The 22,166-nt window shown below is 47.5% G+C and carries 18 protein-coding genes; 14 read left to right on the top strand and 4 right to left on the bottom strand.

What is annotated here, in order from left to right:
• Position 1: 1 nt before the first annotated feature.
• Entirely contained in the window at positions 2–2,119 is a 2,118-nt protein-coding gene (locus tag GVY43_RS05595) for a DNA internalization-related competence protein ComEC/Rec2 (protein WP_159562513.1), read from the top strand.
• 61 nt (positions 2,120–2,180) lie between these two features.
• On the opposite strand, the gene GVY43_RS05590 is transcribed toward GVY43_RS05595, so the two are convergent.
• Positions 2,181–2,345, bottom strand: a complete 165-nt coding sequence (locus tag GVY43_RS05590) for a YqzM family protein (RefSeq protein WP_012726678.1) — start codon at positions 2,343–2,345, stop codon at positions 2,181–2,183.
• Positions 2,346–2,435: 90 nt separating this feature from the next.
• Between GVY43_RS05590 and holA the strand changes: the two genes are divergently transcribed.
• Both holA and GVY43_RS05580 read left to right on the top strand, forming a co-directional pair.
• A complete protein-coding gene (gene holA, locus GVY43_RS05585) occupies positions 2,436–3,446 on the top strand; it encodes a DNA polymerase III subunit delta (RefSeq protein ID WP_236548987.1) in 1,011 nt (336 codons plus the stop codon).
• A 9-nt stretch (positions 3,447–3,455) separates the two neighbouring features.
• The gene (locus GVY43_RS05580) at positions 3,456–3,893 is read left to right on the top strand and encodes a GNAT family N-acetyltransferase (protein ID WP_159562511.1); all 438 of its coding nucleotides are present in this window, start codon (positions 3,456–3,458) and stop codon (positions 3,891–3,893) included.
• A gap of 27 nt (positions 3,894–3,920) precedes the next feature.
• Here GVY43_RS05580 and rpsT read toward each other — a convergent pair whose 3' ends face one another.
• On the bottom strand, positions 3,921–4,181 hold the full coding sequence (rpsT, locus tag GVY43_RS05575; protein ID WP_012726675.1) for a 30S ribosomal protein S20: 261 nt from the start codon (positions 4,179–4,181) through the stop codon (positions 3,921–3,923).
• Between the two features lie 219 nt (positions 4,182–4,400).
• Here rpsT and lepA point away from each other — a divergent pair, with 219 nt between their 5' ends.
• From lepA to hemW, 5 genes are all read left to right on the top strand, one after another.
• Positions 4,401–6,224, top strand: coding sequence for a translation elongation factor 4 (gene lepA, locus GVY43_RS05570; RefSeq protein WP_012726674.1), 1,824 nt, complete (start codon positions 4,401–4,403; stop codon positions 6,222–6,224).
• A gap of 114 nt (positions 6,225–6,338) precedes the next feature.
• On the top strand, positions 6,339–7,409 hold the full coding sequence (gene serC, locus GVY43_RS05565) for a 3-phosphoserine/phosphohydroxythreonine transaminase (RefSeq protein ID WP_159562510.1): 1,071 nt from the start codon (positions 6,339–6,341) through the stop codon (positions 7,407–7,409).
• Complete coding sequence (locus tag GVY43_RS05560; RefSeq protein WP_074036573.1) at positions 7,387–8,550, top strand: phosphoglycerate dehydrogenase; 1,164 nt, start codon at positions 7,387–7,389, stop codon at positions 8,548–8,550. Before serC ends, GVY43_RS05560 begins: the two co-directional genes overlap by 23 nt.
• A gap of 10 nt (positions 8,551–8,560) precedes the next feature.
• Entirely contained in the window at positions 8,561–9,742 is a 1,182-nt protein-coding gene (locus GVY43_RS05555; RefSeq protein WP_159562509.1) for a DUF1015 domain-containing protein, read from the top strand.
• A gap of 67 nt (positions 9,743–9,809) precedes the next feature.
• On the top strand, positions 9,810–10,964 hold the full coding sequence (gene hemW / locus GVY43_RS05550; protein ID WP_159562508.1) for a radical SAM family heme chaperone HemW: 1,155 nt from the start codon (positions 9,810–9,812) through the stop codon (positions 10,962–10,964).
• 43 nt (positions 10,965–11,007) lie between these two features.
• Here the strand turns inward: hemW and GVY43_RS05545 are convergent, their stop codons facing one another.
• Positions 11,008–11,613: a DUF1054 domain-containing protein gene (locus GVY43_RS05545; protein ID WP_159562507.1), complete on the bottom strand. Its 606-nt coding sequence runs from the start codon at positions 11,611–11,613 to the stop codon at positions 11,008–11,010.
• A gap of 199 nt (positions 11,614–11,812) precedes the next feature.
• Here GVY43_RS05545 and hrcA point away from each other — a divergent pair, with 199 nt between their 5' ends.
• The 6 genes from hrcA (at position 11,813) to GVY43_RS05515 (ending at position 18,223) form a co-directional block, all read left to right on the top strand.
• The gene (gene hrcA / locus GVY43_RS05540) at positions 11,813–12,835 is read left to right on the top strand and encodes a heat-inducible transcriptional repressor HrcA (RefSeq protein ID WP_159562506.1); all 1,023 of its coding nucleotides are present in this window, start codon (positions 11,813–11,815) and stop codon (positions 12,833–12,835) included.
• A gap of 17 nt (positions 12,836–12,852) precedes the next feature.
• Positions 12,853–13,440 (top strand): nucleotide exchange factor GrpE, encoded by a 588-nt coding sequence (grpE, locus tag GVY43_RS05535; RefSeq protein ID WP_074036578.1) that lies wholly within the window; start codon positions 12,853–12,855, stop codon positions 13,438–13,440.
• Between the two features lie 29 nt (positions 13,441–13,469).
• Entirely contained in the window at positions 13,470–15,296 is a 1,827-nt protein-coding gene (dnaK, locus tag GVY43_RS05530; RefSeq protein ID WP_159562505.1) for a molecular chaperone DnaK, read from the top strand.
• 110 nt (positions 15,297–15,406) lie between these two features.
• Positions 15,407–16,513 (top strand): molecular chaperone DnaJ, encoded by a 1,107-nt coding sequence (gene dnaJ, locus GVY43_RS05525; protein ID WP_012726665.1) that lies wholly within the window; start codon positions 15,407–15,409, stop codon positions 16,511–16,513.
• Between the two features lie 18 nt (positions 16,514–16,531).
• On the top strand, positions 16,532–17,470 hold the full coding sequence (gene prmA / locus GVY43_RS05520) for a 50S ribosomal protein L11 methyltransferase (RefSeq protein ID WP_078147163.1): 939 nt from the start codon (positions 16,532–16,534) through the stop codon (positions 17,468–17,470).
• 3 nt (positions 17,471–17,473) lie between these two features.
• Positions 17,474–18,223, top strand: a complete 750-nt coding sequence (locus GVY43_RS05515; protein ID WP_159562504.1) for a 16S rRNA (uracil(1498)-N(3))-methyltransferase — start codon at positions 17,474–17,476, stop codon at positions 18,221–18,223.
• A gap of 47 nt (positions 18,224–18,270) precedes the next feature.
• Here the strand turns inward: GVY43_RS05515 and GVY43_RS05510 are convergent, their stop codons facing one another.
• A complete protein-coding gene (locus GVY43_RS05510) occupies positions 18,271–21,927 on the bottom strand; it encodes a S8 family serine peptidase (protein ID WP_159562503.1) in 3,657 nt (1,218 codons plus the stop codon).
• Positions 21,928–22,166 lie beyond the last annotated feature (239 nt).

Raw genomic sequence — 22,166 nt, 5'->3', positions numbered from 1 at the left:
GATGCCGCTGTTTCCATTATTTGCGGTACTCATTGTAACCGGTCTGACAGAAGGATTCTATTGGGTCTCCGTGGTCGCTTTTGTCTTCTATCTATTTACACGACGTGGGCAAGGCTTATATGCGAAAGCCGGTGTGATTGGGTTCATCTGCATCGCATCGTTCCATACGACCCCTATAGAATCGTTATCGCGAGACACGATTGCCTTCTCAATCGAAAGTCGAAAGGAAAATGGTAAATCGGCAAGACTATATGGGAACGTAGACGATCTTCAGGGCGTTTTACGAGGACGCGAATTAGAACACGGACGACCTGGGGAGACGTGCCTTATGCAAATCGAAGTAGAGGCGTTTCAACCTTTACGAAACACCGGAGGATTTGATGAACGGTATTGGGCGCTGAGTTCAAACGTATCCTTCAAAGGAAAGGTGAAACGAATCGATGCGTGTCGTCCGACAGCAGGATGGGGCGGTCGGTTGTTGCGTTGGAAAGAACAACAACTTCAACAAATTGAGCATCGTCATCGTGAGGATGTCGCATTATATATGGAGGCATTATTGTTCGGGGAGAGTCGAATGCTAGATGAACAGACCTCGTTTTCTTATCGTGTGACGGGCCTTCTTCACCTTCTTGTGATTTCCGGTTCGCATATTGCCATGTTGATTGTGGCCATGCGCGTATTGTTGCACCCGATCCCTATTCGACGTGAGACGAAGACGATATTGATGATCTTTAGTATTACGGTATTCGGATGGATGACTGGTTTTTCTCCACCTGTCGCAAGAGCTGTTGTCGTCGCAGATGTGATACTCTTTATCTCTCTATTCGGTGTGACGGTTCGAGACCCGATTCGGCTCTTAAGTTGGTGTGCGGCGGGCATGTTGGCTGTTCAACCGTTCCTTCTCACGAATCTGGGTTTCCAGTTGACGATCGGGATGACCTTCTTTTTGTTAGTCACGAGACAAATCTGGACAGGACTCATGGAGTTGTCCATTTTCGCACAGCTGTTCGGGTTGATTGTTCTATGGCAAGTTCAACCGGTTCTATCCGTCGCGGCACCGATATGGAATCTCTTGATGGCCATCTGTATCTCGTGGGTCATCATGCCACTCGCATTTGTCACATGGCTGATTCCTTCGATTGCCCCGTTGTTCATGATTGTGTTGGATGCGATCAATGGAATGTTCGCCCTCCACGATGATTTACGACCTTGGATTCCGTTGCACGATCTGGCATTGCCGTCGCAAATCGCATTGTTGCTAGGATTGTGGGGAAGCTTAACGCTGATGAATCGAAAACGTTGGATCGGATGGGGGGCGGCCATCATGACATGTGGGTTGATTGCGGGATGGTCGGAATGGGCGGAATCCTCACGGGTGACCTTTTTGGATGTCGGGCAAGGTGATGCAATCGTCGTAGAATCGGGAAGAACGGTTGGTGTCATTGATGTAGGGGGCGTATTTCAAGATCCAAACGAACAAAAGCGAAGCACGTTTGACCCGGGTGAAGATGTATTGGCTCCTTATCTATGGAAACGTGGGGAGCGATCGCTTGATTTTGTCCTGTTGACTCATGCGGACCATGACCACATCGGCGGATTAGAAGGATTATTGAAAGTGGTGACGGTAGAAGAACTTTGGATATCAAAAGAAGTCGCGAATGCTGAAAAACGAGAAGAGTTGCTACACTTAGCTGCGGTCTATGATGTATCGGTCCGTTATCTCAAGGCGGACGATCGTCCGACGCCATGGATGTGGATCGTGGCACCGAATCGACGACATGAAGATGAAAATGATCATTCGATTAGCCTTTACATGAATGTAGGTGGCATGCGGTATCTATTGACAGGAGATTTGCCGATAGAGGGAGAAGCAGAGTTACCGACGCTTGACGTCGACGTATTTAAATTAGGGCATCACGGATCCAACACGTCGTCGGGGGAAGAACTACTTGAGCGAATCGATCCAGAATGGATCATTGCGAGTGTCGGTTTGAACAATCGATATGGACATCCGCACATAGAGACGTTACGACGGGTTGTGGGCAGACGTCTATTACGAACCGACTTGAAAGGAATGATTGTCTGTGAAGAGAACATGTGTCGGGGGATCATCGAGTAGTACGGGATAAAATGTGATACACTAAAAAACGATTGCTCCCCCGGGGCAATCGTTTGAACACTTATAGACTTAAGAATTTGATGATGACACCGATGAAGAAAATCGTGAAGAAAAAGCCAAATGGGACGATGAAGCCGATCGCAGAGTCGATGGCGTCATTACGTTTGCATTGAACGTCATTTTCAAACGGGTTTTCACTCGGTGGGCGTACTGAGTTGATTTGCATATTAGGTCCCTCCTTATCATACTTCCTTTATAAGTATAGCGAATCATGGGAAGATAATCTATGTTTAGATGAGAATAAATTGTGAAAGTGGTGTGTGTTTTGAATGAACCGTGGTTACATAATGGAAAACTGGCGAGCGTCTATGTTCTCCATGGCACCGAAAAATATTTGTTAGAGACGTGGGAACGTGAAATCGTGAAGGCGGCCAATCCATCCGGTGATCAATTTGATGTCATGCAACTAGATCTTCTAGAGACGTCACTCGATACGGCGCTTGATGAAGCGGAGACGGTCCCTTTCTTTAGTGAATATCGCACGGTTATCGTGAAAAATGCCCAGTTCTTAACGGGTGCGAAAGAGAAGCAAAAGCACAATGTCGACCGCCTGGCGGAATATGTCGTGCAACCGGCGACTTACTCGGTTCTTGTCTTAATTGTTGAGTCAGAAAAACTCGATGAGCGGAAAAAAATTGTGAAGCGCTTGAAAGAGCGTGCCATCGTACTCGAAGCGAAAAAACCGAGCCAAAACGAACTGATGCGATACGTGAACGATGCATTGAGTCGTGAACAACAAAAGATGGAGCGCTCTACGATGGAGCGTCTTTTATTCCTATGTCAGGATGATTGGGGAAAGTTGGTTCGTGAATTAGAGAAGCTACAGTTGTACGCGGGAACGGGTGCGACGATTCCGATTGAGATTGTGAATGATTTAGTTCCCCGTACATTAGAAGATAACATCTTTCAACTCTCGGAGCTTCTCGTCAAACGTCAAGCAGATGCAGCGCTTCGATTGGTTCGAGATTTAGAAAAACAAGGGCAAGAACTGATTGGACTACTCGGGTTGCTTGCTAGACAATATCGGAACATGTACCTGTCAAAACAGTTGACGGAGGCAGGTTATGGAGAGAAGCAAATCGCATCGAAAATCGGGGCCCACCCGTATACAATCAAATTGGCGACACAAGCGAGTCGGGGCTTTTCCGAGGCTCAGCTCGCACGAGCGCTGACCTTGATTGCAGACGCGGATGAAGCTATGAAAACGGGACGTGGTGACAAACAAATCGTGTTCGATACGCTCGTTTGTCAACTGGCCTTATTGTGAGGTGAGGGAATGGGATTCAAACAAGTGACACTTCAAGACGTGATTCCGCTCCGTCATGTTGTGCTCAGACCAGGAAAAGATGTTGAGACGTGTTATTTTGAAGGGGATGAGGCACCGACGACGCGACACTTCGCTTGGGTTGAAGGCGATCGAGTGCTATCGGTCGCTACAGTCATGATGTCCCCGAAACAAATCGAGGGTGAGGGGATTCCGCTCCAACTCCGTGGTATGGCGACGGATCCTCATGTTTCGGGACAAGGAATCGGCTCTCGATTTTTACAGGCACTCCATGATGAGCTGGGATGTCCATGGTGGTGTAATGCGAGAGAAGTGGCTGTCCGTTTCTATGAACGAAATGGGCTTACACGAATCGGAGAGCCATTCGACATTCCTGAGATTGGTCCTCATTACATCATGGTATACAAAAAAACAGCCGGCTCCGAATAGGAGGCGGCTGTTTCGTGTGATCTCTAATTAGAGAGCAGCGATACGAGCTGCGAGGCGTGATTTATCACGACCTGCTTTGTTTTTGTGGATAAGACCTTTTGATGCAGCCTTGTCGAGCTTCTTCGTAGCGAGGACGAAAGCTTCTTGAGCAGCTTCTTTGTTTCCTTCGAGTACGAGAGCATCAACACGTTTTACTGCTGTACGCATTGCCGCTTTCTCTTGTGAGTTCGCAACACGACGTTTTTCAGAAGTTTTTGCACGTTTGATTGCTGATTTGATGTTTGCCATTGTTTGTCACCTCCTGAAACAAGAAAGTGTATGTTCTTATTACTTCAAGTAATCATTCAACAGAACAAGCACAATTGTAGCAAACGGTTATATGAAAAGCAACCACTTGATGATTATTCTGAAAACTATCTGTGGTATTGTTGTAGTAGGTCGTACACATTACTTTAGGATTTTGATATAATGACACGGTATGCATGAGAAGGATAGGTGAACCCATATATGAACAAACAAGAATTAGAGAATCGTCAGAAGAAGATTCGTAACTTTTCCATCATCGCGCACATCGATCATGGAAAGTCGACGCTCGCTGACCGGATTCTTGAGAAGACTGGTGCACTCACGGCTCGTGAGATGAAAGAGCAGACGCTTGACGCGATGGACTTGGAGCGTGAGCGTGGAATTACAATCAAATTGAACGCCGTCAAATTGAACTATACGGCGAAAGACGGAGAAGAGTATATTCTTCACTTGATCGACACGCCAGGACACGTCGACTTCACATATGAAGTGTCACGTTCGCTTGCGGCATGTGAAGGTGCGATTCTCGTCGTCGACGCAGCGCAAGGAATTGAAGCGCAAACCCTTGCGAACGTTTATTTAGCACTCGATAACGACCTTGAAATCATTCCGGTCATTAATAAAATCGACTTGCCGTCAGCGGATGTCGAGCGGGTCCGTCAAGAGATTGAAGACGTCATCGGCCTCGATGCGAGTGATGCGGTCCCGACTTCTGCAAAAGCGGGAATCGGGATTGAAGAGATTCTCGAACAAATCGTGGAACTTGTCCCTCCGCCGACAGGTGACCCGTCTGAACCATTGCAAGCACTGATTTTTGACTCATACTATGACGCTTACCGCGGTGTCGTCGCATCGATTCGTATCGTAAACGGTTCAGTCAAAGTAGGAGACAAAGTTCAAATGATGGCGACTGGCAAGACGTTCGAAGTGACGGACCTCGGTGTGTCGACGCCAAAACCGATCTCTGTTAAAGAATTGAACGTAGGAGACGTTGGTACGCTTTCTGCATCCATTAAAACAGTAGGAGATGTTCGCGTCGGGGATACGATCACACTTGCTAAAAACCCGGCAACGAGTCAGCTACCTGGTTATCGCAAGATGAACCCGATGGTTTACTGTGGTTTGTATCCGATTGATGCGGCTAAGTACAATGATCTTCGTGAGGCACTTGAAAAGCTCCAGCTCTCGGATGCCGCACTCGAGTTTGAACCAGAGACGTCGCAAGCGCTCGGTTTTGGTTTCCGTTGTGGATTCCTCGGCATGCTTCATATGGAAATCATTCAAGAGCGGATTGAACGTGAGTTTAACATCGACTTGATTACGACGGCACCATCGGTAATTTATCACGTGACGACGACTTCAGGCGAAGTAATTCACGTCGATAACCCATCGAAGATGCCAGAGCAACAAAAGGTTGATTCAATCGAAGAACCATACGTCAAGGCGGCTGTCATGACACCAAACGACTACGTAGGTGCAATCATGGAACTTTGCCAGAAGAAACGCGGAACGTTCATCGATATGCAATACATCGATACGACTCGCGTCAAAATCACGTACGAGATTCCGCTCAGTGAAATCGTCTATGATTTCTTCGATCAGTTGAAATCGAGCACGAAAGGCTACGCGTCTCTCGATTATGAGTTGATCGGCTACCGTCAATCGCGTCTCGTGAAGATGGATATCTTGCTCAATAACGAAGTCGTCGATGCCCTCAGCTTCATCGTTCACCGTGACTTCGCGTACGAACGTGGGAAGGTCATTGTTGAGAAGCTTAAAGCTCTCATTCCACGGATGCAGTTCGAAGTTCCAGTCCAAGCGGCCGTTGGAACTAAAATCGTCGCACGTTCTACGATTAAAGCACTTCGTAAAAACGTTTTGGCTAAATGTTATGGGGGAGATATCTCACGTAAACGGAAACTCCTCGAGAAACAAAAAGAAGGTAAGAAGCGCATGAAGATGGTCGGGTCCGTCGAAGTCCCGCAAGAAGCGTTTATGTCTGTTCTCTCTATGGACGAAGAATAATGAGTTTGAGTCGCCCTGATTTTCGAATCAGGGCGATTTTGTATTTCAGGCAGGAAATGCCCTTTCATATAAGGAAGAGTAAACCCTTAGACAGACTATAGAGGAGGAAACACCGTGTCGACGTATACATACTCTGCGGGTCCTGGCATGCTACCGACAGAAGTGATGCAAGAGATTCAACAGCATCTTTTGACGTTTGAGTATGAAGGCGTTTCGATTATCGAAACGAGTCATCGCTCAGCGTCTTTCGAACGTGTGGTCGACTCTCTTGAATTGAGATTGAGAAGACTCATGCATATCCCTGAGAATTACGCTGTGCTTTGGCTACAAGGCGGTGCGACGTTACAATTTTCAATGATTCCGATGAATTTACGGAAGCGGAATCGATTCGCTTATGTGGATACGGGCATCTGGTCTAAAAAAGCGATGGAAGATGCGAAACACTTTGGAGAGGTCGATGTCATTCACCCATTGGTAGATGCGACGGGAAAGATGTCGTTTGAATCGAGCCTTGTCCAAGAGGTGGACTATCTCCATGTGACACTGAACAACACGATTGAAGGGACTCGATTTACACATATCCCCGAAATCGATGTCCCGCTGATTGCAGATGCTTCCTCGAACATTCTAGCCGAGCAAATCGATGTGGAGCGCTTCGGGGTGATTTATGCCGGAGCCCAAAAGAATATCGGACCTGCAGGACTGACGGTCGTCATCATCCGTCGGGATTTGATTCAGTCGCTTGAGTTGCCGAGTTATCTTCAGTATGTGTCACATGTCGATACGTTATTCAATACACCATCGACCTTCAGCATGTATGTAGCAGAGCGTGTATTGAAGTGGGTGGAAGACCGCGGAGGCGTCGAAGCGATGGAACGATTGAATCATCAGAAAAGTGACAAGGTCTATTCCTATCTTGAAGAGTCGACCTGCTTTTCTCCAATTGTTTCGGGGGAATGTCGTTCATTGACGAACATCCCATTTACAACGGGAGATCAAGAGATGGATCGGCGATTTGAACGATACGCTTTAGAACGTGGATTGCTCGAACTCGGTGGTCATCGTTCGGTAGGGGGCTTACGTGCAAGTCTGTATAACGCGATGCCGCTAGAAGGGGCAGAACGCCTCGTCGACGTCATGAGAGCATTCGAGGAGGAAACCAATGTATCACATCAAAACATTTAATCAAATCGCTGCCGCTGGTCTGAAACGATTTGAGCCAAGCGAGTACGTCATCAATGCATCGGATCAAGCCGATGCTTGGGTACTGAGAAGTCATCAAGTCCACGAAGAGGATATCCCTCCCTATCTTCTCGCCATCGCTAGAGCAGGGGCCGGTGTCAACAACCTTCCGCTCGATCAACTTGCGAAGCGAGGAATCGTCGCGTTTCATACACCTGGTGCGAATGCGAATGCGGTGAAAGAACTCGTCCTTGCGAGCATGATCCTCTCGGTACGACCCATTGTGAAAGGACTCAATTGGGTGAATGAACAGACTATCGCATCGCAATCGCAATTAGAAGAAGCGATGGAAGTGCAAAAACGACAATTCCTCGGAGCGGAGTTGCGAGGCAAAAAAGTAGGGATTATCGGTCTAGGAGCCATCGGTGCGTCGCTAGCCAACGATCTTCTCCAGCTTGGGGTCGATGTTATCGGATACGATCCCCATCTCTCGGTTGATGCCGCCTGGAATATTTCGAAACACGTCACGCGTGCCAAACATTTAAGTGAGGTACTGGGAAATGTTGACTTATTGTCGATTCATATGCCTTTGACTGAGGAGACTCGATTCAGCATTGACCAGAGTTGGTTCGAACGGATGAAACCGGGGATGACTGTTTTGAACTTTGCGCGAGGAGAGCTCGTGAAAGATGATGACTTATTGAAGGCGTTGCATCATCATGTGGGACTGTATGTGACCGACTTCCCCCGTCACACGTTGATTGGTCATCCGCAAGTCATGGCACTGCCTCACCTCGGTGCATCGACTAAAGAATCGGAAGTTAATTGTGCCATTCAAGCAGTGGAGACGCTGAAGTTGTATCTCGAGACAGGGAATATTCGTTCGTCTGCTAATTTTCCGAACGTCGAGCTTCCTTACACCGGTAAACGCCGTCTTGGAATCTTGCATCGAAACGTCCCGAACATGGTCGGTCAAATCACGGGAGAACTTGCCTCACATGGATTGAATATCGATAACATGGTCAATCGTAGCCGCGGGGAGATGGCGTATACGTTAATTGATTTAGACAACAGTGAGCATGAACCGTTATCGATTCATGCGCTGTATGAAATACAGGGCGTCATTCGCGTCCGGGAATTTTAAGGAGGATCTTATGGTCGTATTTAAACCGTTCAGCCCTTATATGCCAGCGCATCCGGAACGTGTCGCCGCAGACCCGTACGATGTCGTATCGATTGAAGAGGCGCAAGCCGTCATTTCAGAAAATCCGGATTCTTTTTTAGTAGTTGATAAGCCGGAAGCACTTCAATCCGACCTTTCGCTTGAGAAGTGGGGGGAACTGGCGCGTCATAAGCTAGAACGTCTCTATGAGAAGGAGTTGACGGAACGTCCGAATGGATTTTACGTCTATCGATTGACATCGGGACAACGTCAGCAAACCGGTTTAGTCGCCACCTTTTCAGTCGCGGATTATGAAGCCGGTCGAATCAAGATTCACGAACATACACGGGAGGAGAAGGAGCGGGAGCGTGTCGAGCATGTCCGGGCAACACGAGCGCACACCGGTCCCATTCTCCTCAGTCATCCTCCGCATGCAAACTTGAAGCAAATCTTACATGCTGCGACAGACGGAGAGCCGTTTTTCTCGTTCACGGATGAACGAGGTGTCATGCATGAAGGATTCATGGTTCCAAACCGTGAACTCGCTCGTGTCATGATGATTGGCGCAACCATCCCGGCGATCTACATTGCGGATGGACATCACCGTGCGAAAGCGGCAACGGTCGTTTCCGGGATGGGTGGGGATCGTTCTCAAAAGAATGAACGTACACACTTCTTAGGTGTCCTCTTCCCGAGTGACGAATTGACGATTTTGCCGTATCATCGCGTGCTGACAGCGATTAGTCCAGAAGAGGTAGAGAATATGTTAGACGGACTCTCGTTTTCATACATGATCAATGAGGAGGATGGTCTTGTCCTGCCGAAAGAACATGGCGTCTTCGGAGTCGCCTATCGAGGGAAATATTATCAGTTGACGAAACGGCAAGAGGACAAGGCGCTAGACGTTGCCATCTTACAACGAGATATACTCACGCCGTACTTCAACGTCGAGGATATTCGTACAGACGCGAGAGTCGATTTTATCGGTGGGAACAAGACGGCCTCGGAGTTAGAGAAGCTGACTCAAGTACCAGACCGATTGCTTTTCACGTGCCATGAGACAACGATGTCACAACTGATGCGCGTGGCAGATGATGGTGGCCAGATGCCTCCAAAATCAACCTGGTTCGAGCCGAAATTGAAGAGTGGTTTATTCATTCATCGATTCGATTGATGGCGCAGGCTGGAAAGAACAGACGAAAAGCGTTATAAATGGAATGAGAAGAAAGGGGTGGCCGAAATTGGCTAAAGCCGTATATCTTCACATTCCATTTTGTGAACATATTTGTTATTACTGTGATTTCAACAAGGTGTTTTTAAAAAATCAGCCTGTTGATGATTATTTAGATGCATTAGAACGAGAGATGGTATTGACGCTCGAGGCGTTTCCGACAGATCGGATTGAAACCATTTTTATCGGAGGCGGGACACCGACCGCGCTCAATGAGGAGCAGATGGCGCGCCTGATGGATATGGTCCGCCAACACCTTCTGCCACTCGCGTCAGATGACCTCGAATATTCTGTCGAAGCGAACCCGAACTTTGTGAGTGCGGAAAAGCTCGATACGATGAAAGCAGGTGGCGTCAACCGGCTCAGTTTCGGTGTCCAGACGTTTGATGATGGTGGACTGGAGCGCATCGGCCGGACGCATCGAGCGGATGATGTGTTCGAGACGGTAAGCGAAGCGGCAAAACGCTTTGACAATATCTCGATTGACCTTATGTTTGGTCTTCCGGAACAAACACTTGAACAAATTGACCGTGATTTAGAGCTAGCGCTTCAATTACCGATTCAACATGTATCCTCTTATTCGTTGATTCTCGAACCGCATACCGTCTTTGCGATTCAAGATCGAAAAGGGAAGCTCCGTTTACCGGGAGAAGATGTCGAAGTCGAAATGTACTTGAAAGTGATGGAGACGCTTGAACGCCATGGTCTTCAACAATATGAGATCTCCAACTATGGCTTGCCTGGTCGGGAGAGCCGTCACAATCAAGTGTACTGGCGCAATGAAGAGTACTATGGATTCGGAGCCGGTGCGCATAGTTATTTAAACGGGACACGTCGCGCCAATATCGCTCCGATTCCTCACTATATTAAAGCAGAAGGCATCCCTGTGAAACGGGTGACCGAGCTGGAAGAAGTGGAAAAAATGGAAGAAGAGCTCTTCCTCGGCCTGCGTATGCGTTCCGGGGTCTCGCTTCAGACGTTTGAACAGAAGTATGGAGTGTCGCTCGATGATGTGTTCGGTCACGTCATCGAAGAGTTAGTGAAGAAGTCACTGATTGAACGAACGGGTACACATATCCGTCTAACGGCATCCGGTTTGCCACTCGCCAATGAAGCATTTGCAGCCTTTATTGGAGAAGCAAAACTTGAACATGCTGATTCATAAAAAAAATGGACAAGTCCTTCGTGAGGATTTGTCCATTTTTTTATTATAAGACGAGATCTCGATAGAGCGGTGTAAGGCGACCGAACGTGTCTTTGACTAATGCAAGGAACGCGTCTTCGTTTTGAAGAATCGATGCATCGGCAGGAAGTTGACGACCAATCAAGAAATCAGCCTTTTTAACATTGCCGAATCGTTCAAGTAGTGATTGAATGTCTTCGTTTGACGTATCCTCAACAAGAAACGCTTCTTTTTTCATATGGTCGCCCGCGATATGGAAATCAGAGAATGTTGATTTCAAATCGATTTGTTGCAGGTGTTTCGCGATTGCGTCTTTGTTCGGCATCTCATAGATGAACGCAAGCCAAATAAAGACACGATCGTCGAAAAGCCCAACTTGTAAGTGTGGATGTTTTTTGTACCCGCGTTTGTCGTGACAGATCGCCATCCACGTATCTTTAGGTGGGTTCACTGTCCGACGAGCGTGCTTCGCCACATGTAAATAAAGGGGGATGCCGACATCAGCCTCAAGCCCTGGCCCGACTTCGTCGTAAATCCGATGGAAGAGCGGTTGAATATTCGAACGGATGCCAGACATTCGTTCGTCGAGTCCTTCTTGTTTAAATACATTAAATTGTTTTGTTGTAAACATGTAATCACCTCACGTTCTATCATAACGAAATGAGTTTTTATTTTCATTTCGTAGGTTTGCCAACTTGAAAAAAGGTGAAAAAATCCGAGTGTATGAATTGACAAATAGTGAGAACGTGATAATATTTGAAGTGTGATTAGCACTCGTTAAATATGAGTGCTAATAAAGCGGGGTAACTTTTTCAGAGAGGAGTGATGTTGTGCTGACAAATCGACAATTGCTCATTCTTCGAGCCATCATTGATGATTACATCCAGACGGCTCAGCCGGTCGGTTCGCGGACGTTGTCGAAACGGGACGATTTGACGTTTAGTTCAGCAACGATTCGGAATGATATGGCCGATTTGGAAGACATGGGGCTGATTGAAAAACCGCATACTTCTGCAGGTCGTATCCCGTCAGAGGTCGGCTATCGATATTATGTGGACCATCTCGTCGAGAAACAAATTATCGACGAACGGGAGACCGGTCGACTAGAAGAACGGTTAAAACAATCTTCAAAAGAGTCTGAAATCCTGATTCGACAAGCTGCAGATCTCCTTTCTGATTTGACCAATTATACGACGGTCGCCCTCGGTCCAAATAGCCAAATGGAAACGTTGGCCCGTGTGGATTTTATGCCATTAGACGAGCGGCGTGGTGTTGTTCTCATCGTCACGGATCAAGGTCATGTCGAGCATCGTACTGTCATGTTTGAATCGCGTGTCGCTCCAGACGTCATCGAGGAAACGATTCGACTACTGAACGACCGCCTTGTCGGAACGCCAATCGGACAATTGAAAATCCGTATCGGCGAAGAAGTTGCCAAATTGCAACTTGCTCAGCGACAGCAGTACGAGAACATGATGCAACTGATTCAATCAACGGTCGGAATACAGACGCCATCCTCACTCTATTTGGGTGGCAAGAAGAAAATCTTCAACCAACCCGAGTTTCAGACGCTCGACACGTTACGTCCATTCCTAGAATGGATTGATGAGCAAGAACGATTGACACACTGGCTCGAATCGTTGCCAAATCGCGAGATTTATGTGAGCATTGGGAGCGAGAACGGAATTGTCGCCCTTCAAAATTGTAGTGTCATCACCTCGGATTATACACTAGACGGAAAAACATTCGGTACAATCGCTATGATTGGTCCAACGCGTATGAATTACCGTCATGGTGTCCAAATGATGGGACAAATTATCGAAGCGTTGCGACGAACGAAACTAGATGAGTGACGGAAAGGAGTTTTACTATGACAGCAGATCACCAAAACGGGCATGAACAAGATGACGTGCTTGAAGAAAAATCTGTAGACTCGACACAAACAGAAGAGAATGAGTCGACTGAATCAAATGAAGATGAGGTTTTAAATGCTGAGATTGTGGAAGAAAGTTCTGAGGGGACGGACTTACAAAAAGAAATCGAAGCATTGAAAGCGAGCGAGCTTCGGATTCGTGCCGACTTTGACAACTTCCGTCGTCGGACGAACGAAGAGAACGCCAAACGCGTCAAGTTTGCTTCACAGTCTGTCATTGAAAAATTGATTCCGCTTATTGACAACTTTGAGCGTGCACTTCAAGTAAACGCAACTTCGGAGGATGCGAAGCAGATTCAATCAGGAGTCGATATGATTCATCGTCAACTGCTTGACGTATTAAATGCTGAGCAAGTCGAAGTGATTGAAGCAGTCGGACAGCCGTTCGACCCGAATTTCCATCAAGCAGTCATGCAAGAACCGAGCGATGAGTTCGAGTCAGGTATCGTGACGATGGAGCTTCAAAAAGGATATACGATGCACGGTCGAGTCATTCGCCCGAGCATGGTAAAAGTTGCAGAATAATACTACTTAACGAGACGGAGGAATAAACGATGGGTAAAATTATCGGTATTGACTTAGGGACAACAAACTCATGTGTGGCAGTAATGGAAGGTGGCGAAGCAGTCGTCATCTCGAACGCAGAAGGTAACCGTACGACTCCTTCGGTTGTTGCATTCAAAGGAGAAGAGCGTCAAGTAGGTGAGGTCGCGAAACGTCAGGCCATCACGAACCCGAATACAATCCAATCAATTAAACGTCACATGGGAACGTCACATACAGTCGACGTAGACGGCAAAAAATTCACACCACAAGAAATCTCGGCAATCATTTTGCAAAAGTTGAAGAAAGATGCTGAAGACTACCTCGGTGAAACAGTCACGGAAGCCGTCATCACAGTTCCTGCATACTTCAACGACGCGGAGCGTCAAGCGACAAAAGATGCTGGTAAGATTGCTGGTCTTGATGTCAAGCGAATCATCAACGAGCCAACAGCTGCGGCACTCGCTTACGGTCTTGATAAAGGCGAAGACCACACGATTTTGATCTATGACCTCGGTGGTGGTACGTTTGACGTTTCAATCCTTGAGCTTGGCGACGGAGTATTCGAAGTTGTCGCAACAGCTGGTGACAACCGTCTCGGTGGAGATGACTTCGACCAAAAAGTCATCGACTACCTCGTTGCAGAATTCAAAAAAGAAAATGGCATCGACCTCGGGAAAGATAAGATGGCACTTCAACGTTTGAAAGATGCAGCTGAAAAAGCGAAGAAAGACCTTTCAGGTGTGACAAGTGCACACATCAGCCTTCCGTTTATCACAGCAGGTGAAGCAGGTCCACTCCACTTGGAGATGACACTCACACGTGCGAAATTTGAAGAATTGACGGCTGACCTTGTCGAACGCACAATGGAACCGACGCGCCGTGCTTTAAAAGATGCAGGACTTACACCATCTGACCTCGACAAGATCATTCTCGTCGGTGGTTCGACACGTATCCCTGCTGTTCAAAAAGCAATCCACGACTTCACGAAGAAAGAGCCGTTCAAAGGGGTAAACCCGGATGAAGTCGTTGCACTTGGTGCAGCAATTCAAGGTGGAGTTCTTGCTGGAGACGTGAAAGACGTCGTTCTTCTCGACGTGACTCCACTCTCACTTGGAATCGAGACAATGGGTGGCGTGATGACGAAACTCATCGATCGCAACACGACAATCCCGACATCGAAATCACAAGTGTTCTCGACTGCAGCCGATAACCAGCCTGCTGTTGACATCCACGTCCTTCAAGGGGAACGTCCGATGGCACCAGACAACAAGACACTTGGTCGCTTCCAATTGACGGACATCCCACCAGCACCACGTGGTGTGCCGCAAATCGAAGTGAAATTCGATATCGATGCAAACGGAATCGTTCACGTATCAGCGAAAGACCTCGGTACGAACAAAGAACAATCGATCACAATCCAATCATCTTCAGGTATCGATGAAGCGGAAATCGAGCGTATGGTGAAAGAAGCCGAAGCGAACGCAGAAGCAGATAACAAACGTAAAGAAGAAGCAGAACTTCGCAACGAAACAGACCAACTCGTCTTCGCGACAGACAAGGCAATCAAAGATCTTGGTGAGCAAGTAGAAGAGGCGGACAAAGAAAAAGCAGAAGCTGCGAAAGAAAAAGCGAAAACTGCTCTCGAAGGTTCAGACCTTGAGGCGATCCGTACAGCCAAAGACGAATTGTCAGCTGTCGTTCAAGAGTTGACGCAAAAAGTATATGCTAAGATGGCTGAACAGCAAGGTGCTGAAGGCGCAGAACCACAGGCGGAAGCGAAACAGGACGATAATGTCGTGGACGCAGAGTTTGAGGATCTCGACGACCGTAAATAAACAGCCGTTGTAAAGGAGAGCGCCAAAGCAGGTTTCTGCTTTGGCTCTTTCCATGTTAAGGTAGAATCGGTAAAATCGATACGTAGTTAGTGAGGATAGGAGCGAGAATAGTGGCGAAACGAGATTATTATGAAGTGCTCGGGCTCGACAAGTCGGCCTCAGCACAAGACATCAAGCGGGCATATCGAAAATTAGCCCGTCAATATCACCCGGACATCAACCAAGAAGCAGATGCTGCCGACAAGTTCAAAGAGATTGGTGAAGCGTATGAAGTACTCTCAGACGAACAGAAACGGGCCCAGTATGACCGATTCGGTTTCGAAGGGGCCAATCAGTTCGGCGGTGGAGGTGACTTCCAAGGCGGCTTCGGAGATATCTTTGACATGTTTTTTGGAGGCGGTGGGCGCCGTCAAGATCCGAATGCACCACGTCGCGGTGAAGACTACCAGTACGTCGTCGATCTCGACTTCATGGAAAGTGTCACAGGTAAAACAGAGACGATTGAACTCGAAATCGAAGTAGAATGTGACACGTGTATGGGAAGCGGAGCAAAACCGGGCACGAAACCGGAAACGTGTAACCGATGTGGCGGTAGCGGCGTCGAAACGGTCGAACAGAACACGATTCTCGGTCGTATGGTCAATCAGCGTCCATGTAGCCAGTGTCACGGAAGTGGTAAGACGATTAAAGAAAAATGTCCGACTTGCCATGGTTCAGGTCATGTGAAGAAGAAACAAACCGTCGAGGTCAAAATCCCAGCCGGTATCGATAACGGTCAACAGATTCGTCTCTCTGGTAAAGGTGGTCCAGGCGTGAACGGTGGTCCAGCAGGAGACTTATACGTCGTCGTTCGTGTCAGAGCACATGAAATCTTTGAACGTGTCGACCAACACATCGCAATGGATATGCCAATTACATTCGCCCAGGCTGCTCTCGGTGCGGAAATCGAAGTACCAACAGTTCACGGGAATGTGAGCTTGAAAGTACCTGCAGGGACACAAACCGGTTCGAAATTCCGTTTACGCGGTAAAGGAATGCCAAGTGTTCGTGGTGGTGCAAATGGTGACCAGTATGTCAGTGTCATCGTGATGACGCCGAAAAACATGACAGACCGTCAAAAAGAGTTACTGCGTGAATTTGAAGAAATTAGCGGAGAGTCCGGTGTCGAAGAGGAACATGGCATGTTCCAAAAAATGAAAAAATTCTTTAGTCACTAAAAGGAGTGTGTACGAACGATGAAATGGTCTGAAATTTGTGTCCACACGACACAACTTGCGGTAGAAGCAGTATCCAATTTACTACACGAAGTGGGGGCACAAGGTGTCGTCATCGAGGACGTGGAAGATTTCGACAGAATGATGGCGGAGGACCATTTCGGAGAAATTTGGGACGTTTCGGATCGTGAAACGTATCCAACTTCTGGCGTACACGTCAAAGCGTATGTCCCGGCCTCAGGTGATTTTCAAGATTTACTTTCGAATCTTAAAAAAGAAATCGAACGACTTCGCACGATGCTCGACATCGGATCTGGAGACGTCACGGTCGCTGAAATCGATGAAGAGGACTGGGCACACTCTTGGAAGCAGTATTATAAGCCGGTAAAGATTTCGCAACAACTAACCATCGTTCCTTTATGGGAAGAGTACACCCCGCAGCCGGAAGAGAATGTGATTTTGCTTGACCCGGGTATGGCGTTTGGCACAGGAACGCATCCGACGACAATGCTCTGCATTCAAGCGATTGAGAACTACATCCAGGAAGGTGACCGTGTCATTGATGTCGGTACAGGATCGGGTGTATTGTCGATTGCAGCAGCAAAACTTGGTGCAACGAAGGTAAAGGCACTAGACTTAGACTCGGTCGCAGTCGAAGCTGCTCGTCAAAACGTTGAGACGAACGGAGTGGGCGAACTCGTTCAAGTGGACACAGGTGATCTTCTGAAAGGTGTGGAAGGCGAGTACGATTTAGTCGTAGCGAACATTCTTGCTGACGTCATTCTCCTTTTCATCGAAGACGCCTATGCACGTACGAAGTCAGGTGGGCGCTTCATCACCTCTGGAATTATCGGAGAGAAGCGGGCTGAAGTGACGAATGCTTTGGTCGCTGCTGGATTTGAGATTGAAGAGACGCGCGTGATGGAAGACTGGGTCGCGATTATCGCCAAGAAGGGGTAAGTTATGCAACGTTATTTTTTGACAAAAGAAGCCTTTAAAGGCGAAACGGTGACCCTTCCTTCAGATGTGGTCCACCACATCGGTACAGTCTTACGACAAGGTCCTGGATATGAGATGGTCCTGTTGGATGGTACAGGTGTTGAGTATGCCTGTGTCGTGACATCGCTTGAGAAGAAGAGCGGGGAAGCGAAAGTCACGTCATCGCGACAGGCGACGACTGAGTTGCCAATCGAGGTGACTTTGGCGTATGCACTCCCGAAAGGGGACAAAGTCGAGCTCGTCGCCCAAAAAGCGACGGAGCTTGGCGTCCACCATCTGTTGCTGTTCGAATCAGCGCGCTCTGTCGCCAAATGGGATGGAAAAAAAGCTCCGAAAAAAGTGGAGCGGATTCAAAAGATTATGCAAGAAGCGGCTGAACAATCCTATCGTGCCGTTGTACCGACGTGTTCCTACATCTCTCCGAAAGAGATTCATCAGAAAATGGAGGGCTATGATGCCGTCATCATCGCGTATGAAGAGTCGGCAAAAGAAGGGGAACAGTCTGCTTTCGCACAACTGTTGACTCAACTGAAACCGAAACAACGCGTTCTCGTCATCACGGGACCTGAAGGTGGATTCGATATGAATGAAATCAATCAATGGACTCAGGCTGGAGCGACTGCATGTGCATTTGGACCACGCATTCTTCGGTCTGAAACGGCGCCGCTTTATGCATTATCTGCGATTTCTTTCGCGCTTGAACTCAACAAATGACATGAAAAACGGATGACCTGATTGAGGTCATCCGTTTTTTGTATCGCTTATTTTTTGTTAATTGTAATTACTTTTTTCGTGACGTTCCCGGCAAGGTCGGTCACTTCGAACGTGAAGGTATTCTTTCCTTTCGCTGTCACTGGAAGTGTGATTGTTCCCGTGCGTGAGAATGCACGCATCGCGTATGGTTCTTTCAACGTATAGTTCCATTTCAAGTCCCCGTTGACCCGAAGCTTGATTTCGTCGAAGTTATCCTTTACTTGAACTTTCACGTTTACAGACTTCTGTTTAGCCGATACGTTCTTCGGTACGTTTGTCACCGACAATGTTGCTTTCGTTGAGTCGACAAAGATTGGGCGGACGAAGTTCGTCACGTTCCCAGCAGTGTCTTCTGCGACAAAGCGGACTTTGTGGAAACCATCCTTATATGTGCGTGTCGTATTGAACGTATATTGTTTCGCTGACGCGTCATATTTGAGTGGTACGTCGACCCCGTCTACCGTGAACGATGCGATTTCAGAGGCATCCTTGATTTGACCGATCAATGGAACGATGGATGTACCGTAAGGAGACAAGGCGAGTGGTGCATCGACAAAGATACCAGGTTTGGCCGCATCATTTTCTGTTGAAACATTTCGAGTGATCACGTTCCCGGCATTGTCTGACACACGAACTGAAAGCTGATCTGTAGTCTCGAGCGGCTGTTCAAGTGTGAAGTTCGCTGAAGCTTTCGCTTCTTTTGCCACGACTTTCCCGTTGATGAGGAATTCGATACCGTTGATTCCAGCAAAGTCATCCGACGCTTTGACGCTTGCTACGTTGTCGTCCCAACGAAGCGTGAAGCGTGGGTCTGTGTAATCTACTTTGACAGGGATGCGCATCGTTTGAGCTTGTTTCTTCATGTAATCGATGCTTGCTTCGATTTCATAGTAATATGTGCCTTTTGGCGCCATCTTCCCATTCAATTTTCCGTCCCAAGCGTTATCCGCTGCGTAATAGTAATAATCTCCACTTCCACCATCGAAGTAGTTCTTTCTCAATTCGTCTTCCATCTTGAGGGTGCGAAGGACGTTCCCTTTCTCATCTACGACGCGATATTTGATGTCTTTCGCATTGCGTAATAGCGAGAAGACTGGAGTAGCCGTATCTTTCGACCCGTCTCCGTCCGGTGAAATGGCAACCGCTTCGCTAGCCACAGATTCATCTAGTTTTTCACCTAAGTAGTTTCCTTCTGCATCCACCAATCCAGAGACGCCATAGAATGCGCCTTCTCCATAGATCGTCTTGTCAAAGATCGGCGCTTTGCCCCAATCCCCTTCAAATCCGACGATTGGAACGACGAGAGATGGATGACCGTCTGTACCGCGCGGATCAGTCAAACGAAGGAATCCGTCGACGAAATAGCCGTTCTCAAAGACAGATTTAGCGGATACAGTGCCTTCCAATGTTTCAGGATTCAACACTTTTGCTTTCGAGACATCGATTGAAACGTTAATTTCCTTCTTCTGTTTTGCTTTCAACGTGACTTTACTTGTGTTTGATCCGTTAATTTTAATGATCGCTTGTTGAAGTGCTTGCGCTTCCATCGCATTTTGAACGATTCCGTCTTTGTTTTTGACAGCGAGATCCGTTTGCAACGATGCGGCTACATCATAAGTTAACGATTCAGTCGACGTGTTCTCGACGACGATCGTGAACGATGCTTTGCTCTTCGACAACTCTTTTAAAGCGACTTTTGCTTCTTTTGTCGACTTCTCATATGCGACAGCAGGAGAGGTGACGGCTGCATGCAATTGCATGAGACCTGCTCCGGCCCGACGTGGTGAGTATGGGAGTGATTGTTTCAATTCTTGGTTATACGGTCCGATATCTGTGACAGGCTTCGACGTGTTGAGTAACAAGTTTTTCGCCATCGTGACACGTGCTTTTCCACTCAATTTGAAGTCACGGTCCACACGCTCAAGGACGAGGGCCGCCCCTCCGGCAACGTGTGGTGCTGCCATCGATGTTCCGCTCATCAACCCATATTGGTTATCGTTGAACGTAGAGAAAATTTGGCCACCTGGAGCAGAAAGCTCTGGCTTGAAGTCAAGGTTCGGTGTGACGCCCCACGATGTGAAATCAGACATCGCACCGGCTGAACGGTTATTGACACTGATGCGGTCACCGGCAAACGTCACTTGAAGCGGACCGTCTGCTAACTTGTCTTTCAGTTCATTCCCGTCCTGGATGCTGAGTGAAGCCATCGGAATTTGAGGTTGATCGAGAGCCATCGAGACATAATCGCCGTGCCCGACCGCACCACGTACGATGACACCTGCTGCGCCTTGCGCTTCAGCTGTTTTTTGGATCTGCGAGTAGAAGTAACCGCCGTCGCGAACAGCAAGGACGAGTTTTCCTTTTACGTCCTTTCCTTCATAATTCTCCGGTTGTCCGTCTCCGACAGATACGATGTCGTATGTTCCTTCTTTGAAGGCAGGGCCGTCTTGTTTCTTCCATCCAATCTTCTCATCACCGACTCGGAATGCATCCAATTGAATTTGATCGTTCTCAAGAGAGGCGACCGATGTAGACGCTTGACTGACACTCGGTGCCCCAACGACGCCCGTATCTGGGTTTGAAGCAGTCGGCAAGTCAAATCCGTGACCGAAGTATGCAGAGTTCCCAGCAGAAATCGACATAAAGATGCCGTTGTCGACAGCACGTTGAACGGCTTGTTGCTCTGGAGAATCGGCATCGACGAAACCGGCTGTTGATCCGAGGCTCATGTTGATGACGTCAGCACCGAGTTTAATGGCATCATCAATTGCTTTGATGTAGATATCTCCATATGTAGACGCATAGTTCGGGTCGTTACTGAATACTTTCAATCCCAAAATTTGTGCTTCCGGTGCGACACCTTTGATCCCACCGTTTTCTAGGTCACCGTTTGCGGCAACTGTACCGGAAACGTGTTGTCCGTGCATTGAAGCGCCAGGTGAATCATCTTTGATGTCATCGTTCTCATCGTAGTAGTTATATGCGTATGGAACTTTCTCGTTGACGTATTCGCCTGGGAGACCGAACGATGTGATGGCTTGATTGACTTCTGATTGAGTCAACTCTGCCGTTTTAGCGTCAGTGATCTTATAATCCCGGTGCTCAGGGTCGATTCCAGAATCGATGACAGCGACGACAGTACCTTCTCCGGCAAATCCGTAATCTCCCCACGTTTGTTCGGCTTGAACCATGCCGTTACTCGTGATCATATCCGGTTTGACTTCAGGGCGCTCGTACTCGTTGACAATGTGAACGGTCGCCACTTCAGGCAATGCTTCGACTTTGGCGATTTCACTTGTAGATAAGAATGTAGAGAAGCCATTAAAGACGGTCGTGAACTCTTCAATCGGTGTAGCGGTTACGCCTTGTTTCTTCAAGGCAGACTTGGCGCGTTTTTGCTCCGATTGAACAGAGTGTTGTGCCTTGTTTTGCTCTGATTTCGACAATTCATTAAATTTCTTCCCTTTTTGAGCGGCTTCGGCAATGGCAGGATCCCCGACGAGCTCTACAACGACCCGAACTTTTTTCTGTTTTTTCTCAAGAACCAATTTCGGTTTAACGGAAGCTTCTGCTGAAACAGAAGTTGTTCCAGCTTGAATCAGTGCAGGTGACAAGGCGATACATGTGGCGAGTGAAGCGTTTAAATAGATTTTTTTTCGTGACAACGTATGAACCCCCTAAAATTTGTTATTACCTGTAAAAAATAAAGCATAGTCTTACATTGAGAATTATCATATCGCTATTCAGATAAAAAAGAGTGGATTTATTTGTAAAATAGGTAAGTGTTTTTGCACAAATTTTAATGTTCTGACAATTACTAAAGACCTAACACATAAGACCTATATCCAATTGCATATGATGCGTGAATCTAGCGAATGACTTGAAATGAATAAAAAAACCTGTT

The organism is Exiguobacterium sp. 8H (genome assembly GCF_902506255.1).
Lineage (GTDB): Bacteria > Bacillota > Bacilli > Exiguobacteriales > Exiguobacteriaceae > Exiguobacterium > Exiguobacterium profundum.
The sequence above is the reverse complement of the archived record's forward strand: the minus strand, read 5'-3'. Positions and strand labels throughout refer to the sequence as shown.

Excerpts from the sequence above, each read along its gene's own strand:
- GVY43_RS05595 (WP_159562513.1), top strand. The coding sequence starts at position 2 with ATGCCGCTGTTTCCATTATTTGCGGTACTCATTGTAACCGGTCTGACA.
- GVY43_RS05590 (WP_012726678.1), bottom strand. The coding sequence starts at position 2,345 with ATGCAAATCAACTCAGTACGCCCACCGAGTGAAAACCCGTTTGAAAAT.
- GVY43_RS05580 (WP_159562511.1), top strand. The coding sequence starts at position 3,456 with ATGGGATTCAAACAAGTGACACTTCAAGACGTGATTCCGCTCCGTCAT.
- rpsT (WP_012726675.1), bottom strand. The coding sequence starts at position 4,181 with ATGGCAAACATCAAATCAGCAATCAAACGTGCAAAAACTTCTGAAAAA.
- lepA (WP_012726674.1), top strand. The coding sequence starts at position 4,401 with ATGAACAAACAAGAATTAGAGAATCGTCAGAAGAAGATTCGTAACTTT.
- GVY43_RS05560 (WP_074036573.1), top strand. The coding sequence starts at position 7,387 with ATGTATCACATCAAAACATTTAATCAAATCGCTGCCGCTGGTCTGAAA.
- GVY43_RS05555 (WP_159562509.1), top strand. The coding sequence starts at position 8,561 with ATGGTCGTATTTAAACCGTTCAGCCCTTATATGCCAGCGCATCCGGAA.
- GVY43_RS05545 (WP_159562507.1), bottom strand. The coding sequence starts at position 11,613 with ATGTTTACAACAAAACAATTTAATGTATTTAAACAAGAAGGACTCGAC.
- grpE (WP_074036578.1), top strand. The coding sequence starts at position 12,853 with ATGACAGCAGATCACCAAAACGGGCATGAACAAGATGACGTGCTTGAA.
- dnaK (WP_159562505.1), top strand. The coding sequence starts at position 13,470 with ATGGGTAAAATTATCGGTATTGACTTAGGGACAACAAACTCATGTGTG.
- prmA (WP_078147163.1), top strand. The coding sequence starts at position 16,532 with ATGAAATGGTCTGAAATTTGTGTCCACACGACACAACTTGCGGTAGAA.
- GVY43_RS05515 (WP_159562504.1), top strand. The coding sequence starts at position 17,474 with ATGCAACGTTATTTTTTGACAAAAGAAGCCTTTAAAGGCGAAACGGTG.